13 protein-coding genes and 1 pseudogene are annotated in these 15,259 nt (G+C 42.6%); 7 read left to right on the forward strand and 7 right to left on the reverse strand.

The genetic code is table 11. The annotated features are described in order from the left end of the window. Positions 1 to 80: 80 nt before the first annotated feature. Together VUI23_RS16650 and VUI23_RS16655 are read right to left on the reverse strand one after the other, a co-directional pair. A complete protein-coding gene (locus VUI23_RS16650; protein ID WP_342805056.1) occupies positions 81 to 809 on the reverse strand; it encodes a hypothetical protein in 729 nt (242 codons plus the stop codon). 62 nt (positions 810 to 871) lie between these two features. Further along, complete coding sequence (locus VUI23_RS16655) at positions 872 to 1,012, reverse strand: hypothetical protein (RefSeq protein ID WP_342805057.1); 141 nt, start codon at positions 1,010 to 1,012, stop codon at positions 872 to 874. A gap of 97 nt (positions 1,013 to 1,109) precedes the next feature. On the opposite strand from VUI23_RS16655, the gene VUI23_RS16660 reads away from it, so the two are divergent. The 6 genes and pseudogenes from VUI23_RS16660 to VUI23_RS16685 form a co-directional block, all read left to right on the forward strand. Continuing rightward, positions 1,110 to 2,132, forward strand: coding sequence for a 5'-methylthioadenosine/S-adenosylhomocysteine nucleosidase (locus VUI23_RS16660; protein WP_342805058.1), 1,023 nt, complete (start codon positions 1,110 to 1,112; stop codon positions 2,130 to 2,132). Positions 2,133 to 2,461: 329 nt separating this feature from the next. Then, positions 2,462 to 3,061: a PepSY-associated TM helix domain-containing protein gene (locus tag VUI23_RS16665; RefSeq protein ID WP_342805059.1), complete on the forward strand. Its 600-nt coding sequence runs from the start codon at positions 2,462 to 2,464 to the stop codon at positions 3,059 to 3,061. 12 nt (positions 3,062 to 3,073) lie between these two features. Further along, positions 3,074 to 3,604, forward strand: coding sequence for a DUF2271 domain-containing protein (locus VUI23_RS16670; RefSeq protein WP_303499374.1), 531 nt, complete (start codon positions 3,074 to 3,076; stop codon positions 3,602 to 3,604). Between the two features lie 21 nt (positions 3,605 to 3,625). After that, positions 3,626 to 4,459 carry a DUF4198 domain-containing protein gene (locus VUI23_RS16675; RefSeq protein WP_342805060.1) on the forward strand — a complete coding sequence of 278 codons (834 nt, stop codon included), beginning with the start codon at positions 3,626 to 3,628 and terminating at the stop codon, positions 4,457 to 4,459. A gap of 20 nt (positions 4,460 to 4,479) precedes the next feature. Beyond that, entirely contained in the window at positions 4,480 to 5,937 is a 1,458-nt protein-coding gene (locus tag VUI23_RS16680) for a flavodoxin domain-containing protein (protein WP_342805061.1), read from the forward strand. Positions 5,938 to 6,826: 889 nt separating this feature from the next. Continuing rightward, positions 6,827 to 6,943, forward strand: a pseudogene (locus tag VUI23_RS16685) (short chain dehydrogenase); the annotation flags it as partial. 138 nt (positions 6,944 to 7,081) lie between these two features. On the opposite strand, the gene VUI23_RS16690 reads toward VUI23_RS16685, so the two are convergent. Further along, positions 7,082 to 8,935, reverse strand: coding sequence for an acyl-CoA synthetase (locus VUI23_RS16690; protein ID WP_342805062.1), 1,854 nt, complete (start codon positions 8,933 to 8,935; stop codon positions 7,082 to 7,084). Positions 8,936 to 9,543: 608 nt separating this feature from the next. Between VUI23_RS16690 and VUI23_RS16695 the strand changes: the two genes are divergently transcribed. Further along, complete coding sequence (locus VUI23_RS16695) at positions 9,544 to 10,821, forward strand: YjiH family protein (RefSeq protein ID WP_342805063.1); 1,278 nt, start codon at positions 9,544 to 9,546, stop codon at positions 10,819 to 10,821. Between the two features lie 401 nt (positions 10,822 to 11,222). Here VUI23_RS16695 and VUI23_RS16700 read toward each other — a convergent pair whose 3' ends face one another. From VUI23_RS16700 to VUI23_RS16715, 4 genes are all read right to left on the reverse strand, one after another. Beyond that, positions 11,223 to 12,617, reverse strand: a complete 1,395-nt coding sequence (locus VUI23_RS16700) for an NAD(P)(+) transhydrogenase (Re/Si-specific) subunit beta (protein ID WP_216049597.1) — start codon at positions 12,615 to 12,617, stop codon at positions 11,223 to 11,225. Positions 12,618 to 12,646: 29 nt separating this feature from the next. After that, on the reverse strand, positions 12,647 to 12,928 hold the full coding sequence (locus VUI23_RS16705) for an NAD(P) transhydrogenase subunit alpha (RefSeq protein ID WP_216049596.1): 282 nt from the start codon (positions 12,926 to 12,928) through the stop codon (positions 12,647 to 12,649). Continuing rightward, positions 12,928 to 14,091, reverse strand: a complete 1,164-nt coding sequence (locus tag VUI23_RS16710) for an NAD(P) transhydrogenase subunit alpha (RefSeq protein WP_342805064.1) — start codon at positions 14,089 to 14,091, stop codon at positions 12,928 to 12,930. Before VUI23_RS16710 ends, VUI23_RS16705 begins: the two co-directional genes overlap by 1 nt. A 306-nt stretch (positions 14,092 to 14,397) precedes the next feature. Continuing rightward, the gene (locus tag VUI23_RS16715; protein ID WP_303499425.1) at positions 14,398 to 14,994 is read right to left on the reverse strand and encodes a YigZ family protein; all 597 of its coding nucleotides are present in this window, start codon (positions 14,992 to 14,994) and stop codon (positions 14,398 to 14,400) included. Positions 14,995 to 15,259: the final 265 nt, after the last annotated feature.

The following is a 15,259-nucleotide window of genomic DNA, read 5'->3' on the forward strand; positions in this document are numbered from 1 at the left end:
TTTGGCAGTATTTCAGATATTGGCCGTGTATCGAAAAAAAGACAGCAAATCCCAATTCCAATTCCAATATACTCTAAAGATTAGGGAGTGATGAAGGTTACAGTCTTTTCGCAACTTAGATTAGTAAGTGTATGATTGGAAAATTGAATGGCAAGCTTGCCATTGTTTTTTGCCTCACGTATGGATTTTTCCAACCCTTGTTTCAAGCTTAAATGTCGCTTATTGACATAGTGATAAAGTGGCAGTTTAGATACTTGGCTGGGTAAAAATTGAAACGAATCATAGCTAGATGCACATAGTATTTTTTGCGCTTCTATATCGGTGGCAAAAATTGCATCCAACAGTCCGGTATCCAATTTTTTTGCTATTGAATTAATGTTTTCAATAAAATGGCACTCAATGCTAGATTCAGCACAAAAGTCTACTGCACCGCGGAAACTAGATAAAACGCCGACGATAGAAGATTCATCAACTTTACAATCATTTTTATTTAAACAAAAAAATCCAATCTGCAAATGTCCGATAGACTCATCGATTTTAATTAATTGACTAAAGTGCTCCCCTACCACATCAAGCCGAAACCCTTCAGCATCTAAAGTTCCTTCGTTGACCATCTTCAATCCTCGTTTTGACGGATAAAATGTAAACGAAGGCGTGATATCCACTGCCTGATAAATATCAGTGTAATATTGAGTAAGATGCGTCGCTTCAATATCGTCTTTAAATAAATCCAAAATATTGACAGTGTAATCTTTCGATTTCACAGGGAATGCAACCGATATAAAAATTAAAATCAATAGTAATTTCATAATTTACCAATTCACTTGAACCAATACGATTTTAGCAGAGATACTATTTTAATGCTCATAACTCACTCAATTTGGGGAATATTTTCAACATAAATTTTAAACTCTAAATTTGGTGTACTTTTTGCTTTTTGAGCTGCACTTACTTTGTTTCTGACGTTTTTAATGATGTCCTGTTGTTGCTCCATATCCTTCAAAGACTTCACTTGATTGATCTATTAATCTCGTTAGACACTGTTTCAAATTCAAATCGAGCAACCTGCTAGCGATTAGACGTGTTCAAACCTTCACAGGATCCCAAAAATGTTCAAAATTTCTACCTTGTTTATTGTTATCTTCACTGTTAATTGTTTTGCTTCACCGCAAAACGCAGAAAAATATGGTCCTAGAGAGTTTCCAAATGGCGAAAAATGGACCGCAATAGTCGCAGCATATTCACCAGAGATCCAAGCTATCGACGCGGCTTTTTCGAAAATACCTGATGCCCAGATTGAGCAAACATTGACCATAAAAGGCGTTAAATATCAGTTAGGACACTTTAAAGGTGAGCCTATTGTGATCTTTACCACCGGCATTAGCGTGCCTAACGCAGCAATGACGATGCAAATGGCATTAGACTACTTTCCAATTGATAGAGTTTTAATGATGGGAATAGCAGGTGGCGTGAACCCGGCTTTTCAACCCGGTGACATCGCCATTCCTGAACGTTGGTACTTTCATGATGAATCCGTTTACGCTAATCCACAAGCAGATAATAAAGGGGGTTATATACTGCCAGACTATTACGAACATGCGCTAAAACGCTACGAGGAACGTGAACAGAATGATCCTAATGCGCCTGCATATGAAAATATTGGTTTTATTCATCCTGAAGAAATGTCAGTGATTAAACAAGGCTGGTCAGAACCGCGACAGATGCCCTATTTCACCGTCACCCCAGAACTATTAGATTTAACCCACAAAGCCCTATCTTCAATGGACGATATAAAAATGCCTTCTGGACACCCTATCAATATAAAGGTAGGTGGTAATGGAGTTACCGGCTCAGTGTTTTTAGATAATGCCGAATATCGAAATTGGCTACAACGGGTCTATGATGCGCAAGTCGCAGAAATGGAATCAGCTGCAGTTGGGCAAGTGTGTTTTGTAAATGACGTAGATTGGATTGTAATACGCTCAGTGAGTGATTTAGCAGGTGGTCAGCAAGGTAAAAATGTCGAAAACGTATTTGATGGAATTGCATCAGGAACCGGAGCTCAGTTGCTGATTGGGTTGTTAGATCAAATTGTCAAATTTCAATCTGAACTTCCTTCTCAATCTCAATAAAGCCAATTTACACAATCCAACTTAAATAGCATTTATAGTTTAAGAGACCTTTTAGTTAAAAGGTCTTTTTTGTTTAAAGCCGCAAAAAACCTAATTAAATTATCCAGTAACACGCAATTTCTCCCCTCTCCACGCCCTCTATTGAGAATGGTTCGTATTCATATTTACATTACGGTTAATTTTATGTAGTATTTCGGCGATAAATTTTAGCCCTCGCAAATCAACAAAAATCGAGGTTGCCAGCATTGTTAAATGGCATTGATGTTTCAGACGGTGCCATTAAGTTTATAAGTAAATTAGCTTAACAATATTAGACATAAGGTAGGGCAATGGGATTTTCATTGGGTACAGTTAGGCAGTGGCATTGGATTAGCGCCTCTGTATGTATGGTGGGTATGCTACTTTTCGCAGTAACTGGCATTACCCTTAACCATGCAGCTGACATACCAGCCCAACCTACATTTAATAGCGTAGAAGAACAGGTGCCAGATGTCATTATGAAGCAGTGGTTAAGTGCAAGTGAACAACCGCAAAAGCTATCTGTTGAAATCGAAGACTGGCTCTATTCAAATCATCAAATTGTTCTGCCAAGTCACTACAGCAGCGAATGGGATGGCACAGAATTTTATCTGCCATTGCCCCGTCCTGGGGGCGACGCTTGGTTGGCCCTCGATGCCGAAACTGGGGAATTTGTTTACGAAGATACGGACAGAGGCTGGTTAGCATACTTCAATGATTTACATAAAGGCCGCGACAGCGGCACGGTTTGGCGTTGGTTTATCGATATCTTTGCCGGTGGTTGCATTATTTTTAGTGGCACTGGCTTAATTTTGTTGTGGCGTCAATCTTCCCATAGGCAGTCAACAGCGCCATTAGCGGCTTTAGGAGTGTTAATCCCGCTAGTGCTTATGCTGCTGTTTATTCACTAAAAGAGTAACTATATGTTCATACCCAAAAAGTTATTAATTATAAGCGCTACTTTAAGCATGTTTTCTAGTTATGCGAATAGTCAGAAGTTAGCACTTGAGATCGATATCCCGCAGTTAAATGTAGCTGAATATCATAGTCCTTACGTCGCCGTTTGGTTGGAAAACAAGGCCCGAAAATCTACCCAAATCGCAGTATGGTATGACGTTAAGATGGCAGACAATGAAGGTCAGGAATGGTTGAAAGACATGCGCCAATGGTGGCGCAGAGGGGGGCGCAGCTTGAATTTACCCTACGATGGCCTAACGTCGGCCACAAGAGGCCCAGGAAGTCATCAAATTAGTATCGACCTAGATAAAGATGAATTGAAAGGGCTAGAGCCTGGGGATTATAAATTACGCATTGAAGCGGCACGAGAAGTCGGTGGCAGAGAGTTGATAGAGATACCACTGACGTTACCGCTAGATACTTCTACTTTACCTATTTATAAAAGCGGTAAATCAGAGCTGGGTAATATTAGCTTGAATTTACAGACTAACGATTAACCATTTACTGGAGTAAATTACATGAAAACCACACATTTATTAAAACTTTTAGCTGCGGGCATGCTAACTGCTTCAGTCGCGATGCAAGCCCAAGCGCATAGAGCATGGATGTTGCCTAGTTCGACAGTATTGTCAGGCGATGCGCCTTATGTGACCTTTGACGCAGCAATTTCCAATACATTATTTTTTCCTGATCACGTAGCCATGAATCTAGCCGGCGTGAAGGCATATGGACCTCAAGGTAACGCCGTAGAACTTCTAAATGCGGCAAAAGGTCAATATCGCAGTACCTTTGATATTCAATTGAATCAAGAAGGCACATACAAGCTAGCCACCAGCAGCGGCGGTTTACGTGCTATGTGGGAAGACGAAGATGGTAAACGTAAAATGTGGCCAAGACGTGGACAAACAGCTCAGGATTCTGAATTCGCCACAGCTGTTCCTAAGGACGCAAAAAAATTACGAGTTAGCCGCAGTTATCGTCGGGTTGAAACCTTTGTAACCTTAGGTGCACCAAGCGACGACGTTTTTGCCCCTACCAATCAAGGATTAGAAATGGTCCCGCTGACTCACCCAAATGATTTATATGCCGGTGAGGCCGCTACATTTACACTTTTAATTGATGGCAAACCCGCAAAAGGTGCCACTATTGAAATCATTCCTGATGGAGTTCGTTACCGTAATCAACAAAACGAAATTAAACTAACCACCAACGATAAAGGTCAATTTGTAGTAACTTGGCCAACTGCTGGACGTTACTTTTTAGAAGCTGAATATGAAGATGAACAGGTTTCAGCGCCAGCAACTAAGCGCACAGGAAGTTACGCAGCAACACTTGAAGTGTTACCAATGTAACCAAACTCGGAAGATATCTTTTGAACGAAACAGTGCGAATTAGTCTGGCGTTTTTTTTAACGTTAGCGTGGTTATTTTGGTGTATCGGGTTGTATGTGCGCAACAAGCGCACGCAACCTAAAATTAATTTAGCCGCTTCAACGTTAATTGCCTATGCCAGTCAAAGTGGTTCGGCTGCAGCATTAGCAACTAAAAAAGCCCAACAACTCGGCACGCAAGAGGCAGTCAATTTACTGCCTCTTGACCAAGTTAACAAACAAACCTTGCAGGCCACTAAACAGGCCCATTTTGTGGTCAGCACCTACGGAAACGGCGAGCCACCAGATAATGGTCAGCGTTTTTATCAAGATATACTATCCAAAAAGTCAGCTATTGATTTGTCACATTTACAATATTCAGTCACTGCTCTAGGCGATAGCACATATGAACACTTTTGTGCATTTGGTCACAATTTGCATAGCGGTTTAGCCAATTTGGGCGCTAAATCTAAAGCTGAAGTGATTGAACTTGATAGTCAAAATATGCCGCTAACTGAAACTGAACAGGCAGCGGATCGTTTCTGCGATTGGCAACTCATCGACCGCCAATGTCTCAATCCTAAAAGTGATAATCCGCCTTTGTATTTACTCACTTTTAGCGTGAAATCTGAACTTCCTAGTTGGCAAGCTGGTGATGTGATTTCTATTCAGCCACGCAATGATGCAAAAAATATTGAGAATTGGTTAAACAAACATCAGCTAGATGGTCGTATGCTGGTAACTAAAGATGGCTTGAGTCAGCCGCTAAAACAACACTTAAGCACTGTTGTATTGCCAAAGCGTTTTACTTCTAAGCATACTCCCCCAGCGATTTGGTTAAGCTCATTAGTCCCTCTGCCAAATAGAGAATACTCAGTCGCTTCTGCACACCATGAAAACGTACTTAAATTAATTGTCAGACTACAGACCTCCCCTGATGGTAAACCTGGAATCGGCTCCGGTTGGCTTACTCAATTCAGTAAAATTGGCGATATTTCCAAAGGAACTATTCGCGCGAATAGTCGCTGTCACATTAAAAGTGCAATACGTCCATTAATCTTGATCGGCGCAGGCAGCGGATTAGCGGGCTTACGTGCGCAACTCGCACAACGAGCGATTGAAAGAAAAACTGGGCCGGTATGGCTGATTTATGGCGAACGCGACCCACAAAACGACAATATGCTCAAGGGTGAATTGGAGAGTTGGCAACAAAGTGGTTTGATTACTGATTTACATTTTGCGTACTCAAGAGCCCCTCAAGAGCCAGCCTACGTGCAAGATATTATTCATATCAATTCAGAAAAACTGAAAACCATGGTGCATAAAGGAGCTGACATATACGTCTGTGGTAATAAAGCTGGAATGGGTGACGGCGTTCATCAAGTGTTAACCGAGTATCTAGGGCAGGAAAATACATCAGCATTGTTAGCAAACGGACGTTATCGACGAGACTTGTATTAACCAGCGACGGTCGGGATCTTGCCCCAAGCAAACATTCAAAGATTCAAACACTCAAACTTCAATAAATCAATGTCACTGCACCATCGCTTGCTGTGATTGTTTAAAATCTTAGCGTCCAATACCAGACATATGCAAGCCCACGGATAATTGCCGAATTTTTAAAGAGAAAAAAGTAGGTATCTGAAAAAGCCTATATATTGAAAAAAGTTATACTCTATGATTAAAATAGGTAAAATTTATATACATACAAGGCCCGAGTTTAAACACGCGCATTTGCGGCTTATTAATAGTGTTATAACGCCGATAAAGTCGAGAGCTATAGTGGAATCCAAAAGGATTTAAATGAAATTATACCCATATTCAAATATTAAAACCGAGAACCTATTTACACTGTTATTGGCGTCGCGGCTTATAGGGGCAATTGGTTACCTAGCAATTGTTGCAACCTTAGGGCTTCTCATTTTAAGTATATTTGCAGGTCCCCAAACTATTGCAGGAGACCCCAATAGCCCAATAGTTTCAATGTCTACTCTAGGGTATCGTGAAGTTGTTTGGTCGCTAAGCTTTACTAGTTTTATTTCTGGTTTAATTTGCCTTAGTTTAAGCGGTTTGTGTGCAGCAGTAGTTTCATGCGAATATAAATATACAAGGGTTAGTTAACCTTACCATATCAAGCAAAAGCATCGGGAAAGTACTCGCGGGGCTTGGCCCAAATGCGCTCGCGCTTTCCGCTGTTTAGGGTGTTAATTTCACTCAACATTTAAGGTCAACCATATGTTTTGTTTGACAATAAAACGTTGTGATATCTGAGTCAAGTTTGGAAGCAATACCCCCGTGTATCGATACAAGGAGCATTTAGGTTCACAAGCCTAAATGGCCGGACTGGAGTGTTACAAACCAAAATCCTGTAACAGCCGCAGGTCGCTCAGGAAATGTTGACCATATTGTAGATATAACCAATGAGCAATCAATCAAAGATTTATATACAAAAGTGGGACATTTTGATGGGTAACTAATTGGAAATTTTTTGCAAATCAAGCAGCCTTTTAAAGGCTGCTTTTATTCTACATTCTAATCACCGCTATCTACGCCCCCTGTGTAACAGTTGCCGGTCTTTTCTGCGACTTACATTCACTGCCAATGCCTAGCTGGTAACCGTCGCTTCAAACAAATAGGCATCCAACAGATCCTGAAGTCGTGTAGCGTCGCTTTGCTGAGCGCCAAACAGTTTAACCTCGACTCGCATTCCTCGTGGACCACCGACGGTAACATTGACGTCACCAGTGAGTTTATTCTGGGTGAGGATAGATTCGACGGCGCGCTTGACCGCGTCGCGACGAAGCGTTGGTTTAAAGATCTTTCCAACCGCCGTGACTGGGATTGAGTCAACAATATGAATATGTTTGGGCCATGCGGGCCGTTCGCTGATCTGGGTTTGGGCAAACGCTCTGAGTTCGTCTTCGGTGGCAGTCATGTTCGGGAGAAGTTGCACGTAACAGGTCGGCAGTTCGCCGGCGTATACGTCTGGCATCCCCACTGCTGCCGCGACCGCCACCGCTGGGTGGCGCTGAAGGGTATTTTCGATCATCAGCGGATCGATGTTGTGTCCACTGCGAATAATCAGATCCTTCGACCGTCCCGCAATGTAAATCCTGCTTTGAGCGTCAGTGTAGGCGAGGTCACCACTGTTGAGTACACCGTCGACTATGGTCCCTTCGTTTTGTTCGGCGTTCCGGTAGCCCGGTGAGACCGTTGGCCCAGCAATGGTCAGCACGCCGATTTCACCGACTTCGCATTCCGCACCAAGTGAACCATCGTCTTCGAGGCGGCGAACGGTTACTTTAGTGTACGGCAGACGCAATCCCACCGAACCGGCACCGCCTTGGCCCTTGAACGGATTGCAAGAGATGAGACCTGATGCCTCGGTCATGCCTAGGATCTCCTTGAGTTGTATGCCGGTGATCGACTCAAACTTTTCGCGCACAGAAACAGGAAGCGATGAGGCTCCGGTGAGTCCGCTTCGTATTGAGCTGATGTCTGCCCCATCGACAGGAACTTGGATGATCGCACCGATTGACGTCGGCACGCCACCAGCGACCGTGACACCATAACGTTCACAGATCCGCCAAAAATTATTGACCATCGCAGGATTGCGCAGTCCAGATGGCGACATGATAACTACCTCTGTTCCAGCGATGAATGTGCTGATACCGATTAGGATCGTGCCCGCGACATGAAACATTGGAAGCGTGCCGGTCACAACGTCAGCAGACTCGAGGTTCATTAATGCGGCACAGCCATATGCGGCTGTGAGCTGGCCCACGTGGGTGTGGGCAGCAAGTTTTGGCACGCCTGTTGTGCCTCCAGTATGGAAGTACGCAGCAACGTCAGTACCGCTGCCAAGTTTTTCGAAAGTCAATCTATCGGTCGGTTGAGCCGCAATCGCGGCGTAGAAATCAATCACGCCATCAACAGCCGGAGTGCTTGGCGGAGCGACGCGCACAACGATCAGATCAGGCATCTGTTGTTTCAACTCGAGTGACTTTTCCCAGATATCGAGCTGCGGATGTGGCCCGAACGTGACCAGAATTTTCGCCCCAGAGGCTTCAATCAGACCGCGGATGTGCTCCGGTTGAAGTAGGAAATTGATCGGAACCGCGTAACCTGCAGTTTCCGCGCCCCACAGAACGGCGTGGGTCTCGATAAGCGTCGGCAACATGAACGCGACTCCGGGCCGCTCGCCACCAAGACTCGTGAAAAGGTTAGCCGTCTGATGAACAAGTTCCAGTAACTCGGCGTAACTGACTCGGCGAGGCTGTTCGTCGTCATCTCCGGTCATCAGCATCGTCAATGCGGTTCGATTAGCATGGCGCTCAGCTGCTTGGACGAAGACATCGTACACACTGTCTCCAGCAAGACGATCTAGAAGCGGCATTTCAGTCTCAAATCTTTCCACGTCTGATAATGTCAATAGGGGTGACTCAAGCCAATCCGTCATCGGGTTCTCCTCTAGTAAGTACAGGGCAAATAAAAATTCATTTGCCCTAAAATGAATATGTATCTTGCCTCATATTTTCCATATTTACCCTTCATGTTTTCACATAATTTGGCACGCAAAGCAAGTGCCTCCCCTGCTATTGTGCAAAGCAATGCTGAATCCCCGGTGACCGTTCAAATCGAAAGTAGCGAGGGATAATAGCTATATTCAGGACAACGCTTCTGTAGCCGCTACCGGGTTTGAATAAACCAAAGCGACTTAGCCGATTCAGATTGTTAAATGAACAGGAATCTTTAATCTACGTTATTCAGCTATAGCTACCATTGCTAAGCACTAGGTTTTTACTAATCAGACTATTTTTATGCATTATCCACATGCGTCTGCGAATGCATAAGTTAACATTTTACATAGCCCAAATAAGCGGTTAACCTTGCCTCCCAAACAACACTGCTGAGACATAATTGTCACAATAAAGCAGGTTTAATCGCCTTTGAAAAAAGGGTGATTTCCACCTTAAATATTCCGGTGTAATAAAATTGAATAAACAACACAGTCTAAAGACACTACTGACTTTTACCCTCCCTTCCCTCATTGGATTACTACTGTTTATGGCACCCATTAGTATTGATGGTGCCATTACTATTCCCATTGCAGTCGCCTCCAAAGCATTACAAGCCGAAATGGGCAAGAACATTCAACTTGTGATGACGATTATCGTGATTTTCATGGCCATAGCATCAAGTGTTGTTTCCTTGTGTAAACCTAGAGCCGTGCAACAAAGTGCATTTTTTAATACCCTGCTGACGGTCACACCTTTTTGGTTACTCATGCGAGTGCTCGGCGCTGTATTTATTCTGTTAACCTACCTTCAAGTAGGGCCCACCATCATTACCTCTAGTGATACAGGTGGCTTGGTACTCAATGATTTAATTCCTGTGTTGTTTTCAGTATTCTTATTCGCCGGTATGTTACTGCCATTATTGCTTAATTTCGGGCTACTCGAATTTTGCGGCACGTTGATGACCAAAATTATGCGCCCGATATTTAACCTACCGGGGCGAAGCGCTATTGACTGTATGGCCTCTTGGTTAGGTGATGGCAGTGTGGGGATTTTAATGACCACAAAGCAATATGAGTCACGGTTTTATACCGAGCGCGAAGCCGCAGTCATCGGCACTACTTTTTCGGCGGTTTCTATCACATTTAGTCTAGTGGTGATTACGCAGGTAAAATTAGAACATTTATTTATTCCTTTTTACCTTACCATTAGTTTTGCAGGTATCGTTGCCGCCATTATTGTCCCCAAATTACCCCCGTTATCTTGGAAAAAAGACCATTACATTGATCAATCACCAAGACATGCGGATGATGAAACTGTGCCTAAAGAACACCATGTTTTTTCATGGGGTATTGAACAAGCGCTTACTCGAGCATCTCAAGCGGGCGGTTTTAAATATGTATTTATAGAAGGCATCAAAAATGTTGTCGATATGATATTCGGTGTAATTCCAGTGGTGATGGCTATTGGCACTATTGCTCTGATACTAGCAGAGCACTCGTCTATTTTTAGTTACTTAGGCATGCCATTCATTCCCTTTCTCGAACTTTTACAGATACCAGAAGCCACTGAAGCGTCTAAAACAATAGTGGTGGGATTTGCCGACATGTTTATTCCATCAATTTTAGCCAGTTCAATTGAATCTGATCTCACCCGATTTGTTATTGCGACATTGTCGGTTTGTCAGCTGATTTATATGAGTGAAGTGGGTGCCCTGCTAATAGGCAGTAAAATCCCAGTTAATTTTGGCGAACTATTCGTTATTTTCATCCTGCGCACTATTGTTACTTTGCCTATTATTGCTTTAGCTGGACATATAATTTTTTAAAGACTGCGTTTATTTCAATAAACAAGATGAGTAACCAGCGCAGCGAGTCAGTTTTTAAGCTGGAGTAGGCATCAGGCATCACATTGTCGAATTTTGATTGTGTTTGGCTGTGCCGGTTCCTAGTCACAGCCCTACCTAATGTGTATAAAGTCTAAGTACATAAAATTACAGGCTGCAACGAGCTTAGGTTTACATTTTCATATGTTTGCACAGCTTTAGTGTCAGCTGAATCCTAGGGTAAGGGTATTTGTAAAGTAGAGCAGTCCAGCATGTCAAAGTGCATCTAATCAATAGCTGTTAAATAACACTAAAATGGAATACTAAAATAGCTGAAGGGAGGAATAATGTGCACTTTCCAGATGAAAAGTGCACAGTGGTATTACATCAAATCGAGGCTGAAATTAATCAGCGAACTGCCTTATGATGGCACCTAAGGTTTCTTTAGCATCACCAAATACCATGCGGCAATTTGGTTTAAAGAACAACGGGTTATCAACTCCAGCAAAACCAGATGCCATACCTCGTTTCAGTACAAAGACGTTTTTAGCCAAATCAGCGTTAATAACAGGCATACCATAAATAGGGCTGCCCTTCATTTCGCGAGCCGCGGGGTTAACCACATCATTTGCGCCTATTACCATTGCCACATCAAAATTTTCGATACGTTTGTTGATTTCATCCATTTCGAATAATTGCTCATAAGAAACGTCAGCTTCAGCCAAAAGTACGTTCATGTGTCCAGGCATACGGCCGGCAACAGGGTGAATGGCATAAGCCACTTCCGCTCCATTTTCTTCCAGTAACACCTGTAATTCTTTCATCGCATGTTGAGCCTGAGCCACAGCCATACCGTAACCAGGAATAACAACCACTGACTGCGCTGCTTCTAAAACGTAATAAGCGTCATCTGCAGATAAAGGTTTTACTTCGCCTTCAATTACCATAGTTGACTCTACAACCGGCATAAAACCACTGAATAGGACGTTTGATAATGAACGGTTCATCGCTTTACACATAATACTGGTCAGAATTATGCCACTGGCCCCAACTAAGGATCCGGCTACAATGAGAATATTATTCTGCAGTGCGAATCCTGCAGCACAGGCCGCTAAACCCGAATAACTGTTTAACAGCGAGATAACCACCGGCATATCTGCTCCACCAATAGGCAGAACTAGCATAATACCGAACAGCAGAGCTAAGCCCATCACGCTATACAACACCAAGGTAAAACCAGGTGAAAACTCTGGTTGCGCAATAAATAAATACCCGCTAAATAAAATGGCTGTGACTAACAGTAAATTGAAAATCACCTGTCCTTTAAAGGTTACCGCTCTGCCTGTGATCCGCTCACTTAGTTTTGCCCAAGCCACCAAACTTCCGGAAAAGGTTACTGCACCAATTAATAACGCAAGAAAAGTAACCAACATCACGAAGCCAGAAAGTTGGCCATTTGATTCCACTGTTGACCACGCCACAAACACACTCGCAAGTCCTCCGATGCCATTTAACAATGAAACCAGTTCTGGCATCGACGTCATCGCGACTAATCTTGCGGCAAAGAAGCCAACAATACTGCCGGCAACAATCGCAATAGCGATCCATTCAAAACTGACTATATTCTTGTCAAACAAGGTGACAACAATGGCTAAAAGCATCCCTACCGCTGAGAGTAAGTTACCTTTTCGTGCAGATGATGGATGACCTAAAAGTTTTAATCCAAAAATAAATAACGCGGCTGCCAGCACATAAGTAAGATTAATTACCAACGCTGAAGTCGAAGTAGTTTCTATCATTTTAAAGTCCTCTTAATCTTCAGTTGGGATCAATTTTTTTTCTTGAACATGGCAAGCATGCGATCGGTAACTAAATAACCACCGACCACGTTAATCGTGGCTAGAAAAACCGCGAAAGCCCCTAAAAATTCAGCGTACTGACCTAAACTGTCATCTCCAGCCAAGGCCAATGCGCCGACTAAAGTAATCCCTGAAATAGCATTAGCACCAGACATCAAAGGTGTATGCAAAGTAGCCGGAACTTTTTGAATTAATTCGAAACCAACAAAAATCGACAACAATAAAATAAATAATAAATATATGGCTTCCACTATGCTTTCTCCTGCTGGTTGCTAGCTTGTTCGTAGAACGATTGAATCATCTTATTTACAACATTCCCATGGTGGGTAATGATGCAACCAGACTGGACTTCATCTTCAACATCCAATTCAAATCGGTTGTTTTCTTTTGACCAAAACTCACTGATTAAATTATATAAGTTGCTGGCATACATTTGCGTGGCATGCTTAGCCACTCCATTAGCCCAATTGCCAGTTCCAACCAAACTTACCCCATGTCTAACAACTACTTCTCCAGCCACTGATCCTGCTACATTGCCACCGGTTTCCGCAGCCATGTCAACAATGACGCTACCGGGTTTCATCATTGCTATAGTAGCGTCATCGATTAATTGTGGAGGTTTACGACCGAACAATTGTGCAGTAGTGATAACGATATCTGAATCGGCTATGCATTTAGCTTGTTCACGTTGTTGAATTTGCATCTGTTCAGGGGTTAATGCTTGCGCGTACCCTTGACCGGTTTCGCCAGTTTGCCCCAGATCTATATCAAGGAATTTAGCGCCCAACGATTGAACCTGTTCAGCAACAACTGAGCGAGTATCAAATGCGGTCACACTAGCGCCTAGACGCTTCGCAGTGGCGATTGCTTGCAAACCCGCCACTCCAGCACCAATCACAAACACTTTGGCTGGCTTCAAGGTACCTGCCGGAGTCATCATCATAGGTAATACTGTGTCGAGTGTATTAACTGCCTGCATTATCATGACATACCCAGCTAAACTCGCCTGAGAGCTCAACGCATCCATTTTTTGGCAGCGACTGATTCTGGGGATCATTTCCATACTGATGCTAGTAATATTGGCTGAACATAACTTATCTACAAAACTCTGTTCATTGAAAGGGTCCAAATAGCTAACAATGAGCGCTTCTGGTTTTAACAAACTAATCTCATCTGCTGTAAGTTTATGTAGACTAAGTACAATATCTGCTTTTTTTAACAATTCATCTCGGTCCGTGATAACTTCTGCACCAGCGTCTTGATAATCACTATCCTGAATGTGAATCGCCTCACCTATACCCGACTGGATACAAACATCAGCACCTAATAGCGTATAAGCTTTTACGTTGATTGGCATTACTGAGCAACGCTTCTCACCAGGCTTACACTCAGCTGGAAAAGCAATAACAGGCATATACCCTCTCCTAATTTAAATGATTTAATGTAGATACTATGCCCGTATATGTTGTGAAATAGTTATTCATATTGTTTATATAGAATATCAAATTGATAAGTTACTCTTAATAAATTCATGAGATGAACAACACAATTATTACGACAAATTACATCTAAGGGCAGTGATAGCAAGGGATATAGGGCGACGAGGAATTATATTGGACAGGCTATTTATACATATTAAGCAGTTAAAATATTCACTAAATAATTCGATTTTGGTTTTCTATTTGAAACACATTTATAAATACATTGGGATAACTTTTTCTTATGATTGAATAACTTGAATTCCTACGTTGTGGCAACTTGCAATAAAAGCAGGTATTTCAGCATCAGGAAGGGAAACCTGAATTCGCACCATTTCCGCATATTCACATTCATCGATTACACCATGATGCTGGTTTGTAAGGTGCCGTATAAATTGTTCATGTTTAAAGTCGCTTAGCAGATGCAAAGGCAATAACACTATTTGCTCTTGAATGGGCAATGCTTCGATTACTTGTTGGGCAGAATTAGAGTAAGCCCTTACCAACCCGCCAGCACCTAGTTTTATGCCACCAAAGTAACGAGTAACAACCAGCATAATATCGCCGATACCTTTATGCTGGAGTACATTCAAAATCGGTTTTCCAGCCGTTCCACTGGGTTCCCCATCATCAGACATAGCAACACTAGCAGGTGAATCAGGGTTACCTAATAAGTATGCCCAGCAATGATGGCGGGCATCGGGATATTGCAATTTTATTAACGCAAGTTGCTCCATAGCCTGCTCTCGACTGTTTGCGAAACTAGCACAGGCGATAAACTTGCTCTTTTTGACCTCATAGGTCTGTTCGGTGATTTTTGCTGGAATAGGATAGGACATAAGCAATGCATTATACCTAATTCCTATGGAAAATATTGTATAAAAGACTGGGTTATTGTGTGTCCCTTGCTCACCAAAGCACAACCCGTAATAGAAACCGTAAACTTTCAACACAAACTTCAAAAAATTAGACGTTACACGACTACTTGTGACTACAAAACCTATAAGCGCCAGCATAAAATCATCTTAGCTATTTATTTTTCAGTCGCGAAAATGACTTGAGTCTAATCATAGGAACGCGCCACAGCAAAAGCTTAAAGCCAAC

The sequence above is a fragment of the Alteromonas sp. M12 genome, assembly GCF_037478005.1.
In the GTDB taxonomy this organism is placed as follows: Bacteria; Pseudomonadota; Gammaproteobacteria; order Enterobacterales; family Alteromonadaceae; genus Aliiglaciecola; species Aliiglaciecola lipolytica_A.

What these genes read in the sequence shown, in the direction of transcription:
- VUI23_RS16700 (WP_216049597.1), bottom strand. Translation starts at nt 12,617, where the DNA reads ATGATAGAAACTACTTCGACTTCAGCGTTGGTAATTAATCTTACTTAT.
- VUI23_RS16665 (WP_342805059.1), top strand. Translation starts at nt 2,462, where the DNA reads ATGGGATTTTCATTGGGTACAGTTAGGCAGTGGCATTGGATTAGCGCC.
- VUI23_RS16690 (WP_342805062.1), bottom strand. Translation starts at nt 8,935, where the DNA reads ATGACGGATTGGCTTGAGTCACCCCTATTGACATTATCAGACGTGGAA.
- VUI23_RS16715 (WP_303499425.1), bottom strand. Translation starts at nt 14,994, where the DNA reads ATGTCCTATCCTATTCCAGCAAAAATCACCGAACAGACCTATGAGGTC.
- VUI23_RS16710 (WP_342805064.1), bottom strand. Translation starts at nt 14,091, where the DNA reads ATGCCTGTTATTGCTTTTCCAGCTGAGTGTAAGCCTGGTGAGAAGCGT.
- VUI23_RS16650 (WP_342805056.1), bottom strand. Translation starts at nt 809, where the DNA reads ATGAAATTACTATTGATTTTAATTTTTATATCGGTTGCATTCCCTGTG.
- VUI23_RS16695 (WP_342805063.1), top strand. Translation starts at nt 9,544, where the DNA reads ATGGCACCCATTAGTATTGATGGTGCCATTACTATTCCCATTGCAGTC.
- VUI23_RS16675 (WP_342805060.1), top strand. Translation starts at nt 3,626, where the DNA reads ATGAAAACCACACATTTATTAAAACTTTTAGCTGCGGGCATGCTAACT.
- VUI23_RS16670 (WP_303499374.1), top strand. Translation starts at nt 3,074, where the DNA reads ATGTTCATACCCAAAAAGTTATTAATTATAAGCGCTACTTTAAGCATG.
- VUI23_RS16660 (WP_342805058.1), top strand. Translation starts at nt 1,110, where the DNA reads ATGTTCAAAATTTCTACCTTGTTTATTGTTATCTTCACTGTTAATTGT.